Below are 18,143 nucleotides of genomic sequence, written 5' to 3'. Positions count from 1 at the left end.
GACCGGTGGGCGGGTGCGATCGCACCCGCCCACCGGTCTACTCTGCCAGGTCAGCTCAGCCGGAGAAGGCCTCGATGTTCGTCACCTCGACGGCGATCTCCTTGCCGTTGGGGGCCTCGTAGCTCGTCTTGTCGCCCACGGCGACGCCGAGCACGGCCGCGCCGAGCGGCGACTTCTCCGAGAACACGTCGATGTCGGAGTCACCGGCGATCTCACGGCTGCCGAGCAGGAAGCGCATCTCGTTTCCGGCGACCTTCGCGGTCACGACGGAGCCGGGGGAGACGGTCTTGCCGTCGCTCTCGCTCTCTCCGACCTTCGCCGAGCGCAGCAGCTGCTCGAGCTGGCGGATGCGGGCCTCCTGCTTGCCCTGTTCTTCGCGTGCCGCGTGATAGCCGCCGTTCTCCTTCAAGTCACCCTCGTCGCGGGCGGCTTCGATTTTCTCAGCAATCTCTGCACGTCCCGGTCCGGAGAGGTGTTCAAGTTCCTTCGACAGGCGGTCGAAGGCTTCCTGGGTCAACCATGTCTCTTCCTGGGTGACATCCTCGGTCATGACTTCTCCTTCTTCGGTTCGATGCGCTGACGGCACGTCAGGCAACGAAAAACCGGGCGTGGGGTACGCCCGGGCGGTGAATGAAACTACAGTCTAACCCATTTCGCGAGGATTACGATGATCTGGGTCACGATTCGGGCACCCTCGCGGGGAACTCCCATCGGCGTCGCCGTCAGGGAGGATGCACCTCGGCGACGGCAGGGAAGCTTGCGCGATGCCTGCCTCAGGGATGTCGCGACGACAACGAGGTCACTCGAACCAGCAGGCGTCCGCGTGGCCGGAGGAGGCGAGCTGGGTGGTGGCGAGGTCGACGGTGATCGGCCGCGGCTTGGTGGGATCGGCCTGCGGGTCGGCGTCGAGGCTGACCTCGGTGAAGCCGACGATCGCCTCGTTGCTGTTCGTGGCCTGGACGATGCAGTGGACGCTGCGCTCACGGTCCGGGTAGAGGGCCACGGTCACCGTGGTGCTCGCGGAATCGTTGACCGTGTACTCGACGGTCTGCGGATCGTTCGGCTTCGTCGGGGGCTGGAAGGCGACGACGCCGATGATGATGACGACGATGGCAATGACGGCTGTGCCGATGATCGTCGCCCTGCGGCTGAGGCGACGTCGCGGGGTGCGGGCGCGCCCGTAGCGGTCGCCCTGCGGTTCTGCGGCTGTAACCTCAGTCATTGAATTCCTCATCTGTCACTCTCGCGCACTAATCTAGAGTAGTCGATCCGTGATCTGCGATCATGCTCAGGCACGGACAGAGTGAGGAACGGCTCAGCGCCGAACCGAGAGGGGACCACCGAGAAATGACTGCGCTTCCATATCGCGGGCTGCGTCTGCTGGCTGTCCATGCGCACCCCGACGACGAATCGTCGAAGGGCGCTGCCACGAGTGCGAAGTACGCGGACCTCGGCGCACGGGTCCTCATCGCGACGATGACCGGCGGGGAGGCCGGAGACATCCTCAACCCAGCGCTCCTGCAGTCGCCGAAGGCCACCCGTGACATCGCGGGTCTGCGTCGCGAGGAGATGGCCTCGGCCGCCGCGGCGCTCGGCGCCGAACACGTCTGGGTCGGCCACGTCGACTCCGGTCTGCCCGAGGGCGACTTCGAGACCGAGATCCCCGCCGGCTGCTTCTACCGGGTGCCCGACGAGATCGCGATGCTCCCGCTCGTCCACATCATCCGGCAGTTCCGGCCCCAGGTCGTGACCACGTATGACGAGCTCGGCGGCTACCCTCATCCCGACCACATCAAGAACCACGCGGTGACGATGGCAGCCGTCGAGGCTGCGGCCGACCCCGAGGCGCACCCTGAGCTCGGAGAGCCGTGGGCGGTGCAGAAGGTCTACTACAACCAGGACCTGTCGGCGAAGAAGTGGATCACCATCCACGAGAAGATGGAGGCTGCCGGCCTCGAATCGCCGTTCGCCGAGCACATCGAGGACTTCAAGAAGCGCGACGCCGAACGCGTCAACTGGCTCTCCACGCGCATCGACTGCGGTGAGTACTTCGGCGCCCGCGATCGGGCCCTGCTCTCCCACGCCACGCAGATCGATCCCGAAGGCGGTTTCTTCTCCGCCTCACGGAAGGCCGCACGCACCTACTGGCCGACCGAGGAGTTCGAGATCGCCGTCGATCGCACCGGCCGGGAACCGATGACCCCGGGCGTGGACTTCCAGGAGTCCGACCTCTTCGCCGGGGTCCGTTTCGACGACGGCCGCGTGGTCCCCGCCGAGGGGATGCTGCCCGCTTCGCCCGCCGACGACCGTCTTGAAGGAGAGAGCGCATGACCGCAGCGATGGAGATCCTCGCCGCCCCCGCGACGATGCTGGCCGCCGGCACCGCGACCCCGAGCGGGGGACCCGACCCCGACCTCGTCACCCCGGGCACGATCGGCTTCCTCACGACCTTCGGGATCGTCGTCATCGCGATCTTCCTCATCCGCGACGCGCTCAAGCGGGTGCGCCGGGTGCGGGCCCGTTCCCGGGCCAGCGACGCCTACCCGATCCCGCTGCGCAAGTACGCGGTGCCCAACCAGTCGAAGCTCTCCGGGGCCAACGCGCCTCAGTCGGTCATCGACGGCACGGAGACTCCGACAGGGGAGCGCATTCCCGCCGACCCCGGATCCGGCGATTCGACGTCAGCCGACGCTGCGACTGCCGCCGAGGCTGCCGAGAGTGACACTGCAACCGAGTCCGATGCGGACCGCGGAGCGGGCTCCGAACGGTCGTGAACGCAGACCGATTCGATTGACCTGACTCCGGCCCGGTCACAGCACAGCGGGGGCTCTCACCGACATGGTGAGAGCCCCCGCTGCGTTGTGGTTTCGTGTTGCGCAGACGACTGGTCCGGCCGGTGCCGAGGTAGCGACGACAGCAGGCCGCAAGCGCGGCCGCCCATGACCTCAGCCGGCCCCGGGTTCAGTAGGCGGCGACGGCGGCGACGAGGAGTGCCGCGAGGTGGCAGCCGTAGCCGGCGATCGTGAGGATGTGGAAGATCTCGTGGAAGCCCAGCCACTTCGGTGCCGGATTCGGCTTCTTGATGCCGTAGATCACGGCACCGGCGATGTAGCACACGCCGCCGGCGACGACGAGGATGCCGACGGTGGGCAGGGTCGCCCAGATCTGCGGGATGTACCCGACTCCGGCGATGCCGAAGCCCACGTAGATGGGAACGAAGAGCCACCTCGGCGCGGTGGTGAAGATCGTCCGGAACGCCACCCCGAGCGCTGCGGCACCCCAGAGGACGGACAGGAGCACGATCGCCTGCTGGGGCTCAAGCATGAGTACGGCCAGCGGGGTGTACGTGCCCGCGGTGATGAGGAAGATGTTCGCATGGTCGAGGCGGCGGAGGACGAGTCTGGCCTTCGTCCGCCAGCGGCCGCGATGATAGACGGCCGAGGTGCCGAAGAGGAGCATGCCGGTGACGGCGAAGACGGAGGCGGCCAGCCGTGATTCGATCGTCGGGGAGATGATGACGAGGGCGAAGCCCCCGAGCATCGCGACGGGGAACGCTCCGGCGTGGAACCAGCCGCGCAGCTTGGGTTTGACCTGCCCGGCGAGTTTGCCGAGTTCGCTGCGCAGGGCTGATCGGCGGCGGGCGATGCGCAGCGGATGCGGGGCGCGGGCAGGGTGCTTCCGGCTGTCGGACGCGGGACGATCGAGCGCGGGCGGGTCCGTGACGGGAGCGTTCATGGGATCAATCTATCCGGATCTCCTGGCAGGATGACGATAGGCCCATGTGGTGGTCATGAGCGTCCGCAGTGCGACCCGGTCGGCACCGGTCGGGGCCGTCGCAGGTGAGGCCGTCCGGGGATAGTACTCTGTATGGTGTTCGACCGACCGATGGGCAAGGGGAAAGAGGACGTCGTGGCGCGACCGATGAGTCTGCTCTACCGTCTCTATGAGCGGAGGCTGCTGCGCGAGCTCGAGACCTCGGTGCCCGTCCCCAGGCACGTCGGCGTGATCACCGACGGCAACCGCCGCTGGGCGAAGGAGTTCGGGGCGACGACCGCCGACGGACATCGGGCGGGGGCCGACAAGATCGTCGAGTTCCTCGGCTGGTGCCAGGAGGTCGACGTCGAGATCGTCACCCTCTATGTGCTCTCGAAGGAGAACCTCGCCCGGTCCGCCGACGAGGTGGCCGTGCTCATCGAGATCATCTCCGACATGGTCGAGCGGATCGCGAAGCTCGACGACGTGTGGGTCCAGCTCGTCGGTGACCTCGAGATCCTCCCACCCGATCTGCGGCAGCGACTCGAAGCGGCGGCATCCTCGGGTGAGGGCGGCATGCGCGTCAACGTCGCCGTCGGCTACGGAGGGCGGCAGGAGATCGTCAACGCCGTGAAGTCCCTGCTGCGCACCCGGCAGGACGAGGGCACCGATCTCGAGACGATCATCGCCGAACTCTCACCCGAGCAGATCGGCGCGCACCTCTACACGAAGGGCCAGCCCGACCCGGACCTCATCATCCGCTCCTCCGGCGAGCAGCGGCTCTCGGGCTTCCTCATGTGGCAGTCGGCGTATTCCGAGTTCTACTTCTGCGAGACGTACTGGCCGGACTTCCGCCGCACCGACTTCCTCCGCGCCGTCCGCGACTACGGACTCCGCCAGCGCCGCTTCGGCAGGTAGCGGCGTCGACTGCTCGGCCCGTCAGGGTCTGTCAGGGCCCGCCGTGGCGTCTCCTCTGCCTCACTGCAGCTTCTCGGCGATGAAGACCCATTCCTTCCCGGTTCGGTCCGGGGCGTCCCTGACCTCGCGGACTGTGAATCCCGTCTGCTCCAGCGCCGAGGTGATCTCCGCCTTCTCGTGGAAGCGCAGCCGGGACTGTGAGCCGATGGTGTCCCCGGTGTCTGCGAACCGGTAGAGGTGGGTGAAGGCGACGAAGGGCAGGTCGATCTGGCCGAGGACGAAGGTCTCGGTGACCTCGCCGATGCCCTCGACCGTGAGGGTTCGCGGTGCCCGCCCAGCCCAGTCCGTCCACGGTCTCACCTCCGGGATCCGGGACTCGAAGAGGAGATGACCTCCTGGCCGCAGGCCCCGGGCGCAGTCGGCGAACACCCCGCGCAGCTCGTCGAGGCCGAGGAAGACCTGGGCGACGTTGCCTGTCATCGTCACGAGGTCGGCGTCGACCGAGGGGATGTCCGCTGACGTGCCGCGCCGGAAGTCGACGTCGGCGGATGCGGAGGCTGCGGCCGCCTCGGCGAAGTCGATCGAGGCCTGGGCCGGGTCGATCCCGATGACCCGGATTCCAGAGGTTGCGAGGGAGCGGGCGAAGACGCCGGTGCCGCACCCGAGGTCGATGACGGTGCGGGCGGAGAACTCCTCGGCGATCGCCCGATAGGCCTCGAGATCGTCGCGGTCACCGTCGAAGGCGTCGTAGACGGCGACGAGCTGCGGGTTCGCGAAGATCGCATCGGGCATGGGCCGAAACTAGCACAGGAGCCTTGCCTCGGTCGCACCCGTTCCCATTCACTCGATGTTCACGACGCGACTTGGCAGAAAGTGCGTGCCGCAACGAGAAGTCGCCGCGATCGGGGATAGGTTGACAGTAGTTGGTCGACACCAACCCGGGGTTCGGGTGATGTCAGGATTCGGACCTCGGCGCTACGTACGCCACAGGGGTCCCCATGGCCGAAAAGGTCCACACATACGTTCTCGACACCTCGGTGCTTCTCTCGGATCCGGGAGCACTGCTGAGATTCGCAGAGCATCACATCGTCATCCCTCTCGTCGTCGTCTCGGAGCTCGAGGCGAAGCGGCACCACCCTGAACTCGGCTTCACCGCGCGCAAGGCGCTGCACATCCTCGACGACTTCCGCTCCGACTACGACCGGCTCGACGAGCCGATCCCCGTCGGCGATGCCGGGGGAACGGTCCGGGTCGAACTCAACCACGTCGACGCCACGACGATGCCGGTCGGCTTTGACCGCTCGGAGAACGACACCCGCATCCTCGCCGTCGCCAGGAATCTCGCCGCGGAGGGCCATGACGTCGTCGTCGTGACGAAGGACGTGCCGATGCGGGTGAAGGCCTCGGCGCTCGGCCTCCAAGCGGAAGAGTACCTGGCCGAGCTCGCCACGGATTCGGGTTTCACCGGGATGAGCGAACTCGCGCTCGGGGATGAGGAGATGTCGGAGTTCTACGACTCCGGGTCGATCACGACCGATGCCGTGGCCGACGAGGTCGTCAACACCGGCGTCGTCATCACCTCGCCAAGGGGGTCGGCGCTCGGTCGGGTGCGGAGGAACAACACGGTGAGCCTGGTGCGCGGGGATCGGGACATCTTCGGCGTCCACGGCCGGTCAGCCGAGCAGCGGGTGGCCATCGATATGCTCCTCGACGACGATCTGGGCATCGTCTCCCTGGGAGGGCGAGCGGGAACGGGGAAGTCCGCGCTCGCCCTCATGGCGGGACTGCAGAAGGTGCTCGAGGAGAACAAGCACTCGAAGATCATGGTCTTCCGTCCCCTCTACGCCGTCGGCGGCCAGAACCTCGGCTACCTGCCCGGCAGCGAGGGGGAGAAGATGAACCCGTGGGCGGAGGCGGTCTTCGACACGCTCAGCGCCCTGGTGTCGAAGAACGTCATCGACGAGGTCGTCAACCGCGGCATCCTCGAGGTGCTGCCGCTGACCCACATCCGCGGCCGGTCCCTCCACGATGCGTTCGTCATCGTCGACGAGGCGCAGTCGCTTGAGCGCAACGTCCTGCTCACGGTGCTCTCGCGCATCGGGATGAACTCGAAGGTCGTGCTCACCCACGATGTCGCGCAGCGCGACAACCTGCGGGTGGGACGCCATGACGGCATCGCCGCGGTGATCGAGAAGCTCAAGGGTCACGAGCTCTTCTCGCATGTCACGCTCACTCGTTCGGAGCGTTCGGAGATCGCGGCCCTGGTCACCGATGTCCTCGAGGAGTTCGATCCCTTCCGGTCGTAGGGTCGCCTCGCCGAGGCGGGAAGAGCAGAGAGCACCGGGGCGGTCGGTTGACCGCGCCGGTGCTCTCACTCCGAGGGTGTCGGGAACCTACTTGTAGGTGCCGATCATCGTCGTGACGTCGAGAGCCTTGTCGAGGTCGGCCTCGGTGATCGAGCCGTTCTCGACGAAGCCGAGATCGATCGTCGCCTCCTTGACGGTCATCTTGTTCGCCACGGCGTGCTTGGCGATCTTCGCCGCCGCCTCGTAGCCGATGACCTTGTTGAGCGGCGTGACGATCGAGGGGCTCGCTTCGGCGAGGAAGCGGGCGCGTTCGACGTTCGCGGTCAGCCCGTCGATCATCTTCTCCGCCATCACCGTCGAGGCGTTGGCGAGCAGGCGGATCGACTCGAGGAGGTTCGAGGCCATGACGGGGATGCCGACGTTGAGCTCGAACGCGCCGTTCGTCGACGACAGCGCCACGGTCGTGTCGTTGCCTACGACCTGGGCCGCGACCTGGATCGTGGCCTCGCAGATGACCGGGTTGACCTTGCCGGGCATGATCGAGGAACCGGGCTGGAGGTCCGGGATCGCGATCTCGCCGAGGCCGGTGTTCGGGCCCGAACCCATCCAGCGCAGGTCGTTGCAGATCTTCATGTAGCCGTAGGCGATCGTGCGCAGCTGGCCCGAGGCCTCGATGAGGCCGTCGCGGTTGGCCTGCGCCTCGAAGTGGTTGCGTGCCTCGGTGATCGGCAGGCCGGTCTCCTCGGCGAGGAGCTCGACGACCCGAGCCGAGAATCCGTCGGGGGTGTTGATGCCCGTGCCCACGGCGGTTCCGCCCTGCGGGACCTCGGCGACGCGGGGGAGCGCGGACTCGATGCGCTCGATGCCGTAGCGGACCTGCGCGGCGTAGCCGCCGAACTCCTGGCCCAGGGTCACCGGGGTGGCGTCCATGAGGTGCGTGCGACCGGACTTGACGACCTTGGCGAATTCCTCGGCCTTCTTCTCCAGCGAGGTCGCCAGGGTGTCCATCGCCGGGATGAGGGTGTTGACCAGGGCATTCGTCACTGCCACGTGCACCGAGGTGGGGAAGACGTCATTCGACGACTGCGAGGCGTTGACGTGGTCGTTGGGGTGGACGCTGATGCCCTTGTCGGCCAGGGCCTTCGAGGCCAGGGTGGCGAGCACCTCGTTGGTGTTCATGTTCGACGAGGTGCCCGAACCGGTCTGGAAGACGTCGATCGGGAAGTCGGCATCGTACTTGCCGGCGATGACCTCATCGGCGGCGTTCTGGATCGCTTCGGCACGGTCGGCGTCGAGGACGCCGAGTTCGAGGTTGGCCTTCGCCGCGGCCTTCTTCACCTGCGCGAGCGCGTGGATGTGGGCGGGTTCGAGGGTCTTGCCGGAGATCGGGAAGTTCTCCACGGCCCGCTGCGTCTGCGCGCCGTAGAGGGCGTCCTTGGGGACCTTCACCTCTCCCATGGTGTCGTGTTCGATGCGAAACTCTTCGCTCATGCGTTGCACGGTCCTTTCGGTGATGAGTGCGCCCGCGCCTGAGCGGGAAGGCCCGCCCGGCCGCGGAACCGGGTCAGGAGGCGTAGGACGAGACCGCGGCCTCGTCGCCCCCGTACTGGGCGACGACGGTCGTGTGACCGTCGTGGAGCTGATAGGTCATGCCGACGATGATGAGTCGACCCTCGTCGACGGCACGCGAGATCAGGGTCGAGAGCTGCATGATCTTCTCGACCGTGTCGATGGTGTTCTGCACGACGGTCTCGTTGACCGTCGTCCGATTGTTCTTCCGTGCCCGGGCCACCGTGGGCAGGATGCGGGCCACGACGTCGGAGATGAACCCGGGCGGAGTGTCACCGGTGTCGTAGGCGTTGTAGGCCGCGGTCACCGCCCCGCAGCTGTCGTGTCCGAGGACGACGAGCAGCGGAGTGCCGAGGATCTCGACCCCGTACTCGAGCGACCCGAGGGTGACCGGGTCGACGACCTGGCCGGCGTTGCGGACGACGAACATGTCGCCGAGGCCGACGTCGAAGATCATCTCCGCGGCCACCCGGGAGTCGGCGCAGCCGAAGAGGGAGACGAAGGGCGTCTGATCGGCGCTGACCGCCTCACGGCGGGTGATGTCCTGGTTGGGATGTTCGGGCTCATCGTTGACGAATCGACGATTGCCTTCCTGCAAGCGCTTCCAAGCCTGGTTGGGCATGACGTCCTGACCTGCTTCCGACGGTGGATGGGTGAGTGAGAGCGCCGCAGTCTCAGACGAGGCCGCGACGGGCTGCTTCCTCGGCGGCTTCGACGTACGAGTGGGTCTTCGCGGCCTGGTGCTCAGCGAAGACCGAGCGGACCGTGCCGGACTTCGAGCGCATGACCAGCGAATGCGTGGTCACGTGACCGCCCTGGAACTTCACTCCGTCGAGGAGGTCGCCGTTGGTGATGCCGGTGGCCACGAAGTAGCAGTTGTCCCCGGTGACGAGGTCGTCGGTGCCGAGCACCTTGTCGACGTCGAGGCCGGCCTTGGCTGCCGCCTCGCGCTCACTGTCGTCCTGCGGCCACAGGCGGCCCTGGATGACGCCGCCGAGGGCTTTGATGGCACACGCAGTGATGATGCCCTCGGGGGTGCCGCCGATGCCCATGAGCATGTCGACGCCGGTATCGGGACGGCAGGCGGCGATCGCGCCGGCGACGTCGCCGTCGGTGATGAGGCGGATGCGGGCGCCGGCGGCGCGGATCTCAGCGATCATCTCCTCGTGGCGGGGACGGTCGAGGATCATCACCGTCACCGAGGCGGGATCCTTCGTTCCCTTGGCCTTGGCGACGCGGCGGATGTTCTCCGCGATCGGCAGGCGCAGGTCGACGGCGTCAGCGGCATCGGGGCCGGTGACGAGCTTCTCCATGTAGAACACGGCCGAGGGGTCGTACATCGCGCCGTCTTCGGTCACCGCCATGACGGAGATCGCGTTGGGCATGCCGAGCGCGGTCAGGCGGGTGCCGTCGATGGGATCGACGGCGACGTCGCAGCGGGCGCCGCCGCCGTCGCCGACCTGTTCGCCGTTGAAGAGCATGGGGGCTTCGTCCTTCTCGCCTTCGCCGATGACGACGGTGCCGGCCATGCGGACGGAGGAGATGACGTTGCGCATCGCGGCCACGGCTGCGCCGTCGGCGGCGTTCTTGTCACCACGGCCCACCCAGGGGGCGGCGGCGATGGCTGCGGCTTCGGTGACTCGCACGAGTTCGAGGGCGAGGTTGCGGTCGGGGGCTCCGGCTCCGACCTGAGCCTGCTGTGACCATTCGTCGGTCACTGCGACCGGTGGCGCCTCGGCGTCCACGCGGCCCCGGTCATGATGCGATTTCACGTCAACTGTGTCCTGGGAGTCACTCATGCCTCCAATTGTGCCACCCTCGGCAGGCGGGGGAGGACATCGGATTGCGCTGGGACACGGGCTCAAGCAGGGCTCCCGCTGTGATCCCGGGCACGCTGAGAGTGCGCCGATTGGCTCGCGGACCCTGCCGCGGGGACAATGGGGAGGTGAGTGTCCGCAGCATCGACGAAGCGGGGAGCAGGTCGACGACCGTCGCACCGGCAGCCGCAGTCAAGGGAGTATCCATGTCCGACCAGTCCGGAGTCGTCCTTCCCGGGTCCCGGGAAGAGATGCGTCTGCTGCGGAAGAACTCGAACTGGGTGAATATGACCGTGGCGATCGCCGCGTGCATGGCCCTCGTCGCCGGTGTCCTGCTGCTGGCCCCGCAGCCGGAGGTCAGCCCCGAACGCGTCGTCGACTACAAGGCGATCGCCGAGGCGTCCCAGGCCAACACCGACTTCGACCTCATCGTCCCCGACGTCCCCTCGGGATGGACGTCGAATGAGGCGAATCTCGATCCGATCAAGGGGTCGGATTCCTCATCGTGGTACCTCTCGTTCCTCGGACCCGATGACCAGTGGGTGAGCCTCGAGCAGGCGCAGACCTCAGCGAAGTGGGCCGAGGGCAAGGTCGAAGGTGCCACGGCGGCCGAGACGGCTCAGGTCGGGGGACAGACGTTTCAGATCTATCGTTCCGACGACGCCAAGGAGTACTGGGTGACGTCGAAGGGCGACATGTTCGTCGTCCTCAAGGCCATCGCCTCACCCGACACCATCAACTCCTTCGCCGACCAGGTCGCCGCCCAGCTCAAGTGAGCGCGGCGCCGCTGAAGGCAGCGGCGCACCCTGTGCGACTCACCCTCTGCGGCGCACCCGTTTCACCGAGCTCTCAGTCGTCCTCGGCTGACTCGTCGCGTGCTTTGTCGAGTCGTTCGCGGGCACCGTCGAGCCACGCTTGGCAGCGGTCGGCGAGTGCCTCTCCGCGTTCCCACAGCCGCAGCGACTCCTCGAGGGGGAGGTTCCCGGCTTCGAGGCGCTTGACGGTGGTGACGAGCTCTTCGCGGGCCTGTTCGTAGCTGAGCGTGCTGATGTCGGCTTCGTCCTGCTGGGTGACGGGTTCGGTCATGGTCAGCTCCTTGCTTCTTCGGTGGGATTCTCGGTCTTCGTCACCTCGGCGTCGAACCGTCCGTGGGCGACCCGGACGTGGACTGGGGAGCCGACGTGGACTTCGGAGACATTGCGGACGGCGACGCCATCCTCGGTCTGCACGACCGCGTAGCCGCGTTCGAGCGTGCGCAGCGGTGAGAGCGACCGGGCTTGGGAGCGCAGGTGGGTGATCTCGTTCGCACCGTGGTTGAGCAGACCAGTCATCGCCTGCAGGCTGCGACGGCGCAGCATGAGGAGTTCGTCTTCGCGCGCATCGACCATGGTCTGCGGCTCGGCGAGCACCGGCCGGGAGCGCACGGCGGTGAGCATCTCCTGCTCACGGTCGATGATGCGGTTGACGGCGGCGTCGAGGAGGGCACGCGCATTGAGGATGCCCATCGCCTCCTCGGCGACATCGGGGACGATCCGCTTCGCCGCATCGGTCGGTGTCGAGGCACGCAGGTCAGCGACCTCATCGAGGATGGGCCGGTCGGCTTCGTGGCCGATCGCCGAGACGACGGGGGTCGAGGCGTTGGCGACCGCGCGCACGAGCGCTTCGTTGGAAAAGGGGAGGAGGTCCTCCATGCTGCCGCCGCCGCGGGCGATGACGATGACGTCGATGTTCGGGTCGGCATCGAGTTCGGCGAGGTTCTTCATCACGCCAGGCACCGCGTCGGGTCCTTGGACTGCGGTGTTGCGGATCTCGAATTCGGCGGCGGGCCAGCGGACGTGGACGTTGCGCACGACGTCCTTCTGCGCATCGGAGTCGCGGCCGGTGATCAGCCCGATCCGGTTGGGCAGGAACGGCAGCCGCTTCTTCCGGTTGGGGTCGAAGAGGCCTTCAGCGGCGAGCTGCTTCTTCAGCCTCTCGAGCCGGGCGAGGAGTTCGCCGAGGCCGACGGCGCGGATGTCGTTGGCCCGCATCGTCAGCCGCCCGGTCTTCGTCCAGAAGTCGGCTTTGACGTTGGCGACGACGTGGCTTCCCTCCGTCAGCTGGGCGCCGGTGCGGTCGAGGACGTTCTTCCAGATCTGGACGGGCAGGGACATCTCGACGTCGGTGTCGCGCAGGGTGAGGTAACTGGCCTTGCCGCGGTGGTTGAGTTCGACGACCTGGCCCTCGATCCACACGCTCGACATGCGGTCGATGTAGGACTTCATCTTGTTCGAGAGCAGGCTCAGCGGCCACGGGTTGTCCGCGGTGGTCTCGGCAGCGGTGGCCGGCAGCTCCTGCGGGTCGACGGACTCGCCGAGCGTTCCGGGGGTGCCGGATATGCGTTGTGCCATGTCATCTCCTTGTCCCGGCCCAGCCTAGCGAACGGTGCGGACACGGCGGGGCAGGACGCGGCGGGCGGCGCGTGCGGTGGGCTGCTCGGTGTGGAATGGTTCACCTTTGTGGCTGACGTTCAGCCTCGAGACCTAGAATGGCACCGTGACTGCCGTATCTGTTCCCATGCCCACGATCCCGCGCAAGCGCGTCGCCCCGGAGGACATCCGGACGCCGGAAGGCAGCGACCAGAAAGTGCTCCTCGCCGCTCCGCGCGGGTACTGCGCCGGAGTCGACCGCGCCGTGATCGCCGTCGAGCGGGCGCTCGAGCACTACGGTGCTCCCGTCTATGTGCGCAAGGAGATCGTCCACAACCGGCATGTCGTCGAAACGCTCTCCGAGCGCGGTGCCGTGTTCGTCAACGAGACCGACGAGGTGCCGCAGGGCGCACGCGTCGTGTTCTCCGCCCACGGCGTGTCCCCGGCAGTCCACGCCGAGGCGGCCGCCCGTGATCTCTCCACGATCGATGCGACGTGCCCGCTGGTGACGAAGGTCCACCGTGAGGCTGTGCGCTTCGCCCGCGACGGTTACCGCATCCTCCTCGTCGGCCATGCCGGGCATGAGGAGGTCGAGGGCACAATGGGTGAGGCTCCCGAGCACATCACCCTCATCGAGAACCCTGAGGAAGCGAAGACCGTCGAGGTCGAGGACACCGAGCGGCTCGTGTGGATCTCGCAGACGACGCTGAGCGTCGACGAGACCATGGCGACGGTCGACATCCTCCGTCAGCGGTTCCCGCATCTGCAGGATCCGCCCAGCGATGACATCTGCTATGCGACTCAGAACCGCCAGGTGGCGGTGAAGAAGATCGCGCCGCAGGCCGATCTTGTCCTCGTCGTCGGTTCGGCGAACTCCTCGAACTCGGTCCGTCTCGTCGAGGTCGCCCTCGAACACGGTGCGAAGGCCGCCCATCGCATCGACTTCGCCCGTGAGGTTGACGAGACGTGGTTCAACGATGTCGCCACGGTCGGTGTGACCTCGGGTGCGAGCGTGCCCGACGGGCTCGTCCAGGATCTGCTCGGCCTGCTGGCCGACTACGGTTTCGCCTCGGTCGAGGAAGTCGTCACCGCGGAGGAGGATCTCATGTTCTCCCTGCCGCGTGAACTCCGCAAGGATCTCAAGGCCGCGGGCAAGAAGACCTCGAACAAGCGCGATGGCGCTGACCGTCAGCACGACATCATCTGAGCACCCCCGATCGTTCGGCGCCGGTGCGCCCGATCACTGCGTGCCGGTACGCCTTGTCATCCGGTGCGTGTGCGCGAGGTCATTGTGTGCCGGTACGCGGCCTCCTCAGCTCGGTCGCATCATCGCCGAAGCGCGGCCGTGAGAGTTCAGCGGCGCTGATCCCTCGACTGTGCGCATCGAGTTCGGCCACCGTGTCGAGTTCGTCGACGACGATTCCCGTCGACGGGAACTTCCGCGCAGTGACGAGGAATCGCGACTCGAACGACGAGACGAACCGGTTGTAGTCCTCCACCGAGCGGTCGAGGCTCGACCCCATCTTCGACACATGGGACACAAGGGTGCCGACGCGCTCGTAGAGTTCTGTCCCGAGCCGGAGGACGTCCGCCGCCGAGGTGCTCATATCGGCCTGACGCCAGTTGAGGGCGACGGTCTTGAGCAGCACGAGCAGTGTCGCGGGGGAGGCGAGGACGACGTTCTTGCCCAGGGCGTGGTCGATCATCTTCGGGTACGTTGCCGCAGCGGCGGAGAGCAGCCCGTCGGTGGGGACGAAGCAGACGACGAAGTCCGGTGCCGTGTCGAAGGCCTTCCAGTACTCCTTCGATGCGAGGGAGTCGACGTGGCGCAGCAGGGCCCGCGCATGGTTGCCGTCGATCTCGGTGTCCTCGTCCATCCGGGCTGAGAGCGGGGTCTTCGCGTCGATGACGATCGTGCCGCCGCCGGGCAGGTGGACGATCATGTCGGGTCGGTGCCGCTGTCCATCCTTGTCGGCGCTGACCTGGGTGTCGAAGTCGACGTGGGGGAGGAGGCCTGCGTATTCGACGATGCGGCGCAGCTGCACTTCTCCCCAGTCTCCGCGTTTCGTCGTCGAGTTCAGGGCGTTCGCCAGTGATCCCGTCGATTCCTGCAGGCGGAGGTTCTGCTGGCTTAAGTGGGAGATCTGGGCGTTGAGGCGGGTGATCTGTTCGAGCTGCGCCCGGTCCTGGGTCTGCACGCTCTCATGGAGGTGTTTGACGCTCGCGGCGAGCGGACCGATGGCGGCAGTGAGCTCCCCGGCCATCTGCGCGTCGGCTTCGAGATCCTCGGTGCGGTCGGTGAGGATCTTCGAGGTCGTCTCAGCGCGGGTCAGGCGTTCGACGTATCGGGAGCGGGTGATGGCGCGACCGAGGAGGAAGCCGAGGACGGCTGCGAGGACGATCGCCAGGAAGAAGGCGGCGATGACGCCGGCGGCGGGGAATGCGTTCATGGTCTCAGCGTGACAGAGGGCACTGACACGAGGATTCGGGGACCGCCTCGGCGCCGGGATAGACTTGGCTACCGTGGCACTGACAATCGGAATCGTGGGACTGCCCAATGTCGGCAAGTCGACCATGTTTAATGCACTGACCAAGAACCAGGTTCTCGCGGCGAACTACCCGTTCGCGACGATCGAGCCGAATGTGGGCGTCGTGCCCCTGCCGGATGCGCGGCTGACTCGGCTGGCGGAGATCTACTCCTCGGAGCGGATTCTCAACGCCACCGTCGACTTCGTCGACATCGCCGGCATCGTCCGCGGTGCTTCGGAAGGTGAGGGTCTGGGCAACCAGTTCCTCGCGAACATCCGTGAAGCCGATGCGATCTGCCAGGTCATCCGTGGTTTCGTCGATGAGGATGTCGTCCATGTCGACGGCAAGATCAGTCCCGCCGATGACATCGACACGATCAACACCGAGCTCATCCTCGCCGACCTGCAGACGCTGGAGAAGGCGCGGCCGCGCATCGAGAAGGACGTCAAGGGCAAGCGGGCACCCGCCGAGCTGCTCACCGCGATGGACGCCGCCACGGAGATCCTCGAGGGCGGCCGGACGCTCTACCAGGCGATGCAGGCGGATAAGTTCGACGTCTCGGCGCTGCGCGAGCTGCAGCTGATGACGACGAAGCCGTTCCTCTACGTCTTCAACGTCGATGACGAGGTGCTCGGCGATGAGGCGAAGAAGGACGAGATGCGTGCGCTCGTCGCACCCGTCGAGGCGATCTTCCTCGATGCGAAGTTCGAAGCAGAGCTTGCCGAGCTCGACGAGGATGAGGCACGGGAGATGCTCGAATCCACCGGCCAGGAGGAAAGCGGTCTCGACCAGCTCGCCCGGGTCGGCTTCGACACGCTGGGCCTGCAGACCTACCTGACCGCGGGACCGAAGGAAGCGCGGGCGTGGACGATCCCGAAGGGCGCCACCGCCCCCGAGGCGGCCGGAGTCATCCACACCGACTTCCAGAAGGGCTTCATCAAGGCCGAGGTCGTGTCCTTCGACGACCTCGACGCGAACGGGTCGATGGCTGCCGCGAAGTCCGCCGGCAAGGTCCGGATGGAAGGCAAGGACTACGTCATGGTCGACGGGGACGTCGTCGAGTTTAGGACAGGACTTACATCTGGAGGTAAGAAGTAGCATGCCTGGATTAGCTCCGACGACGCTCCCTTCTGTGCAGCCGGTGGGGTCCGTTCCTGACGGCAAAGTTTCTGACTTTCTTACGGGAAAGATTGTCAATGACACCTCTGAGGAATATGTCCGGCAGAACATCGAGAAGGCACTCGTCCGGCAGTACAAGTACGCGCCGGCTGACTGCACGCCAGAGTTCACCATTAAGGTTGGCTCCTCGCGTAAGCGTGTGGACATAGTCATCTTCGACAAGGGTGCTGACCATACTCAAGCGAACGCATACATCTTGGTCGAGACCAAGAAAGCGGACGTCAAGCCGACGCACCGCACCGAGGGAGTCGGTCAGCTCCAGTCGTACATGTCCTCGTGCCTCAACGTCCGGTACGGGATGTGGACGAACGGAACCGACCGATTCTGTTTTGCCAAGAGGGATGACAGCAGGGGTGGCTGGACCTTCGAGGAGATCATCGACATACCCGGTTTCGGCCAGACCGAGGCCGATGCTCAACGGCCGAGTCGCAAAGACCTCAAGGTCGCCACAGCCGATAACTTGCTCTTCGCCTTCCGCCGCTGCCACAACTACATCGCAGCTCACGAGGGCAAACAGAAGACCGAAGCGTTCTGGGAGCTGCTCAAGCTGATCTTCACGAAGATCGAGGACGAGCGATCACCCAAGCTTAACTTCTTTGCGACTCCCTCCGAGCGCGGTAGCTCGACCGTCGCCTCGGCCGCCAAGAAGCGCATCCAGAGTCTCTTCGAGCAGCGCGTCGTCAACAAGTATCCGACTATCTTCGAGGCCAAGGACATCGAAATCGACCTCAAGCCTGAGGTTGTCGCCTACGCAGTTACAGAGCTGCAGGGCTACTCCCTGCTGCGCTCACCGGTCGACGTCAAGGGTGTCGCCTACGAAGAAATCGTCGGCTCGAACTTGCGTGGAGACCGGGGCGAGTTCTTCACCCCACGCAACGCATGCCGCATGGCAGTCGCCATGCTCGATCCGCAACCCGACGAGCGAATCCTCGACCCGTCCTGCGGTACCGGGGGCTTCCTTATCACCGGCATGAATCACGCTCTCGAGTACATTGAGAAGTCTGAACGTGATCAGTGGGACGACCCAGCTCGGGGCACGGAGTATGAGCAGGCTGAACTTTACCGTCGCCGGGATGAGTACTTCCGCGAATGCGTCTTCGGCATCGACCTGAATCCGGCCCTCGTGCGGGCCGCGAAGATGAACATGGTTATGAACAACGACGGCTCCGGCGGCTTGTTCCAGGCTAATACCCTTAATAACCCTCACAGGTGGTCCACGAAGCTCCGGGAGGCTATCCAGCTGGGTTCCATCGATGTCATCGTCTCTAACCCGCCGTTCGGTGCGAAAATCCCGATCGACGACGAAGAAGTCCTCTCCCAGTACGATCTGGCGGCCGTGTGGGACCGGGATGAGGACGGTAAGTGGGCGATTCGATTCGACAAGCATGGCAACCGGGTCCTGCAGAAGTCTTTGCCGCCAGAGATTCTGTTCATCGAGCGAGCGATCCAGCTTCTTAAGCCCGGCACTGGCCGCATGGCCATGGTGATCCCAAACGGCATTCTCAACAACCCGGGCAATGCCTACATCCGCAACTGGTGGGCTGTGTCAAGTTTCGTAGACGATCTCTTTGTGGATCAGGCGGCGATCGCGGCCTGAAGGGTGTAGTCGGCGCGCGCTTCGGCGGGCGTGCGGTAGCCGAGGCTCGAGTGGAGCCGCTGCCGGT

18 protein-coding genes are annotated in these 18,143 nt (G+C 66.1%); 8 read left to right on the top strand and 10 right to left on the bottom strand.

Translation table 11 applies throughout. The annotated features are described in order from the left end of the window. Positions 1-55: 55 nt before the first annotated feature. Both greA and AACX88_RS16945 read right to left on the bottom strand, forming a co-directional pair. Positions 56-550, bottom strand: coding sequence for a transcription elongation factor GreA (gene greA, locus AACX88_RS16950; RefSeq protein ID WP_339394040.1), 495 nt, complete (start codon positions 548-550; stop codon positions 56-58). Positions 551-799: 249 nt separating this feature from the next. Continuing rightward, positions 800-1,222: a DUF4307 domain-containing protein gene (locus AACX88_RS16945; protein ID WP_339394038.1), complete on the bottom strand. Its 423-nt coding sequence runs from the start codon at positions 1,220-1,222 to the stop codon at positions 800-802. A gap of 125 nt (positions 1,223-1,347) precedes the next feature. Here AACX88_RS16945 and mca point away from each other — a divergent pair, with 125 nt between their 5' ends. Both mca and AACX88_RS16935 read left to right on the top strand, forming a co-directional pair. Continuing rightward, positions 1,348-2,331 (top strand): mycothiol conjugate amidase Mca, encoded by a 984-nt coding sequence (gene mca / locus AACX88_RS16940; RefSeq protein ID WP_339394037.1) that lies wholly within the window; start codon positions 1,348-1,350, stop codon positions 2,329-2,331. Continuing rightward, positions 2,328-2,774: a hypothetical protein gene (locus tag AACX88_RS16935; protein ID WP_339394036.1), complete on the top strand. Its 447-nt coding sequence runs from the start codon at positions 2,328-2,330 to the stop codon at positions 2,772-2,774. The genes mca and AACX88_RS16935 overlap by 4 nt, the downstream gene beginning before the upstream one ends. Positions 2,775-2,961: 187 nt before the next feature. Here the strand turns inward: AACX88_RS16935 and trhA are convergent, their stop codons facing one another. Continuing rightward, on the bottom strand, positions 2,962-3,735 hold the full coding sequence (gene trhA, locus AACX88_RS16930) for a PAQR family membrane homeostasis protein TrhA (RefSeq protein WP_339394035.1): 774 nt from the start codon (positions 3,733-3,735) through the stop codon (positions 2,962-2,964). Between the two features lie 132 nt (positions 3,736-3,867). On the opposite strand from trhA, the gene AACX88_RS16925 reads away from it, so the two are divergent. Then, a complete protein-coding gene (locus tag AACX88_RS16925) occupies positions 3,868-4,671 on the top strand; it encodes an isoprenyl transferase (protein WP_339394034.1) in 804 nt (267 codons plus the stop codon). Between the two features lie 60 nt (positions 4,672-4,731). On the opposite strand, the gene AACX88_RS16920 is transcribed toward AACX88_RS16925, so the two are convergent. Further along, complete coding sequence (locus AACX88_RS16920) at positions 4,732-5,463, bottom strand: class I SAM-dependent methyltransferase (RefSeq protein ID WP_339394033.1); 732 nt, start codon at positions 5,461-5,463, stop codon at positions 4,732-4,734. Positions 5,464-5,669: 206 nt separating this feature from the next. On the opposite strand from AACX88_RS16920, the gene AACX88_RS16915 reads away from it, so the two are divergent. Further along, positions 5,670-6,977, top strand: a complete 1,308-nt coding sequence (locus AACX88_RS16915; protein ID WP_339394032.1) for an RNA 5'-3' helicase PhoH2 — start codon at positions 5,670-5,672, stop codon at positions 6,975-6,977. An 87-nt stretch (positions 6,978-7,064) separates the two neighbouring features. Here the strand turns inward: AACX88_RS16915 and AACX88_RS16910 are convergent, their stop codons facing one another. The 3 genes from AACX88_RS16910 to glpX form a co-directional block, all read right to left on the bottom strand. Further along, positions 7,065-8,468, bottom strand: a complete 1,404-nt coding sequence (locus AACX88_RS16910) for a class II fumarate hydratase (protein ID WP_339394031.1) — start codon at positions 8,466-8,468, stop codon at positions 7,065-7,067. 73 nt (positions 8,469-8,541) lie between these two features. After that, positions 8,542-9,168: a carbonic anhydrase gene (locus AACX88_RS16905; protein WP_009374893.1), complete on the bottom strand. Its 627-nt coding sequence runs from the start codon at positions 9,166-9,168 to the stop codon at positions 8,542-8,544. A gap of 52 nt (positions 9,169-9,220) precedes the next feature. Then, on the bottom strand, positions 9,221-10,345 hold the full coding sequence (gene glpX, locus AACX88_RS16900; protein WP_040340925.1) for a class II fructose-bisphosphatase: 1,125 nt from the start codon (positions 10,343-10,345) through the stop codon (positions 9,221-9,223). A gap of 224 nt (positions 10,346-10,569) precedes the next feature. On the opposite strand from glpX, the gene AACX88_RS16895 reads away from it, so the two are divergent. Continuing rightward, positions 10,570-11,139: a DUF4245 domain-containing protein gene (locus AACX88_RS16895; protein ID WP_009374895.1), complete on the top strand. Its 570-nt coding sequence runs from the start codon at positions 10,570-10,572 to the stop codon at positions 11,137-11,139. Positions 11,140-11,212: 73 nt separating this feature from the next. Here the strand turns inward: AACX88_RS16895 and AACX88_RS16890 are convergent, their stop codons facing one another. Together AACX88_RS16890 and xseA are read right to left on the bottom strand one after the other, a co-directional pair. Beyond that, entirely contained in the window at positions 11,213-11,449 is a 237-nt protein-coding gene (locus AACX88_RS16890) for an exodeoxyribonuclease VII small subunit (RefSeq protein ID WP_009374896.1), read from the bottom strand. Between the two features lie 2 nt (positions 11,450-11,451). Beyond that, positions 11,452-12,753, bottom strand: a complete 1,302-nt coding sequence (gene xseA / locus AACX88_RS16885; protein ID WP_009374897.1) for an exodeoxyribonuclease VII large subunit — start codon at positions 12,751-12,753, stop codon at positions 11,452-11,454. 166 nt (positions 12,754-12,919) lie between these two features. Here xseA and AACX88_RS16880 point away from each other — a divergent pair, with 166 nt between their 5' ends. Further along, positions 12,920-13,978, top strand: coding sequence for a 4-hydroxy-3-methylbut-2-enyl diphosphate reductase (locus AACX88_RS16880; RefSeq protein ID WP_009374898.1), 1,059 nt, complete (start codon positions 12,920-12,922; stop codon positions 13,976-13,978). A 79-nt stretch (positions 13,979-14,057) separates the two neighbouring features. Here the strand turns inward: AACX88_RS16880 and AACX88_RS16875 are convergent, their stop codons facing one another. Next, positions 14,058-15,221 carry a DNA recombination protein RmuC gene (locus AACX88_RS16875; RefSeq protein ID WP_193338762.1) on the bottom strand — a complete coding sequence of 388 codons (1,164 nt, stop codon included), beginning with the start codon at positions 15,219-15,221 and terminating at the stop codon, positions 14,058-14,060. 73 nt (positions 15,222-15,294) lie between these two features. Here AACX88_RS16875 and ychF point away from each other — a divergent pair, with 73 nt between their 5' ends. Together ychF and AACX88_RS16865 are read left to right on the top strand one after the other, a co-directional pair. Beyond that, entirely contained in the window at positions 15,295-16,398 is a 1,104-nt protein-coding gene (gene ychF / locus AACX88_RS16870; RefSeq protein WP_040340927.1) for a redox-regulated ATPase YchF, read from the top strand. Position 16,399: 1 nt separating this feature from the next. Next, the gene (locus tag AACX88_RS16865) at positions 16,400-18,076 is read left to right on the top strand and encodes a type I restriction-modification system subunit M (RefSeq protein WP_339394027.1); all 1,677 of its coding nucleotides are present in this window, start codon (positions 16,400-16,402) and stop codon (positions 18,074-18,076) included. Positions 18,077-18,143 lie beyond the last annotated feature (67 nt).

The organism is Brevibacterium metallidurans (assembly GCF_037101285.1).
Taxonomy (GTDB): domain Bacteria; phylum Actinomycetota; class Actinomycetes; order Actinomycetales; family Brevibacteriaceae; genus Brevibacterium; species Brevibacterium metallidurans.
Note: the sequence above shows the minus strand (reverse complement) of the source record. Positions and strands in the feature narration are given on the sequence as shown.

Coding starts and splice junctions, on each gene's coding strand:
- greA (WP_339394040.1), bottom strand. CDS start 550: ATGACCGAGGATGTCACCCAGGAAGAGACATGGTTGACCCAGGAAGCC.
- AACX88_RS16945 (WP_339394038.1), bottom strand. CDS start 1,222: ATGACTGAGGTTACAGCCGCAGAACCGCAGGGCGACCGCTACGGGCGC.
- mca (WP_339394037.1), top strand. CDS start 1,348: ATGACTGCGCTTCCATATCGCGGGCTGCGTCTGCTGGCTGTCCATGCG.
- AACX88_RS16935 (WP_339394036.1), top strand. CDS start 2,328: ATGACCGCAGCGATGGAGATCCTCGCCGCCCCCGCGACGATGCTGGCC.
- trhA (WP_339394035.1), bottom strand. CDS start 3,735: ATGAACGCTCCCGTCACGGACCCGCCCGCGCTCGATCGTCCCGCGTCC.
- AACX88_RS16925 (WP_339394034.1), top strand. CDS start 3,868: ATGGTGTTCGACCGACCGATGGGCAAGGGGAAAGAGGACGTCGTGGCG.
- AACX88_RS16920 (WP_339394033.1), bottom strand. CDS start 5,463: ATGCCCGATGCGATCTTCGCGAACCCGCAGCTCGTCGCCGTCTACGAC.
- AACX88_RS16915 (WP_339394032.1), top strand. CDS start 5,670: ATGGCCGAAAAGGTCCACACATACGTTCTCGACACCTCGGTGCTTCTC.
- AACX88_RS16910 (WP_339394031.1), bottom strand. CDS start 8,468: ATGAGCGAAGAGTTTCGCATCGAACACGACACCATGGGAGAGGTGAAG.
- AACX88_RS16905 (WP_009374893.1), bottom strand. CDS start 9,168: ATGCCCAACCAGGCTTGGAAGCGCTTGCAGGAAGGCAATCGTCGATTC.
- glpX (WP_040340925.1), bottom strand. CDS start 10,345: ATGAGTGACTCCCAGGACACAGTTGACGTGAAATCGCATCATGACCGG.
- AACX88_RS16895 (WP_009374895.1), top strand. CDS start 10,570: ATGTCCGACCAGTCCGGAGTCGTCCTTCCCGGGTCCCGGGAAGAGATG.
- AACX88_RS16890 (WP_009374896.1), bottom strand. CDS start 11,449: ATGACCGAACCCGTCACCCAGCAGGACGAAGCCGACATCAGCACGCTC.
- xseA (WP_009374897.1), bottom strand. CDS start 12,753: ATGGCACAACGCATATCCGGCACCCCCGGAACGCTCGGCGAGTCCGTC.
- AACX88_RS16880 (WP_009374898.1), top strand. CDS start 12,920: ATGCCCACGATCCCGCGCAAGCGCGTCGCCCCGGAGGACATCCGGACG.
- AACX88_RS16875 (WP_193338762.1), bottom strand. CDS start 15,221: ATGAACGCATTCCCCGCCGCCGGCGTCATCGCCGCCTTCTTCCTGGCG.
- AACX88_RS16865 (WP_339394027.1), top strand. CDS start 16,400: ATGCCTGGATTAGCTCCGACGACGCTCCCTTCTGTGCAGCCGGTGGGG.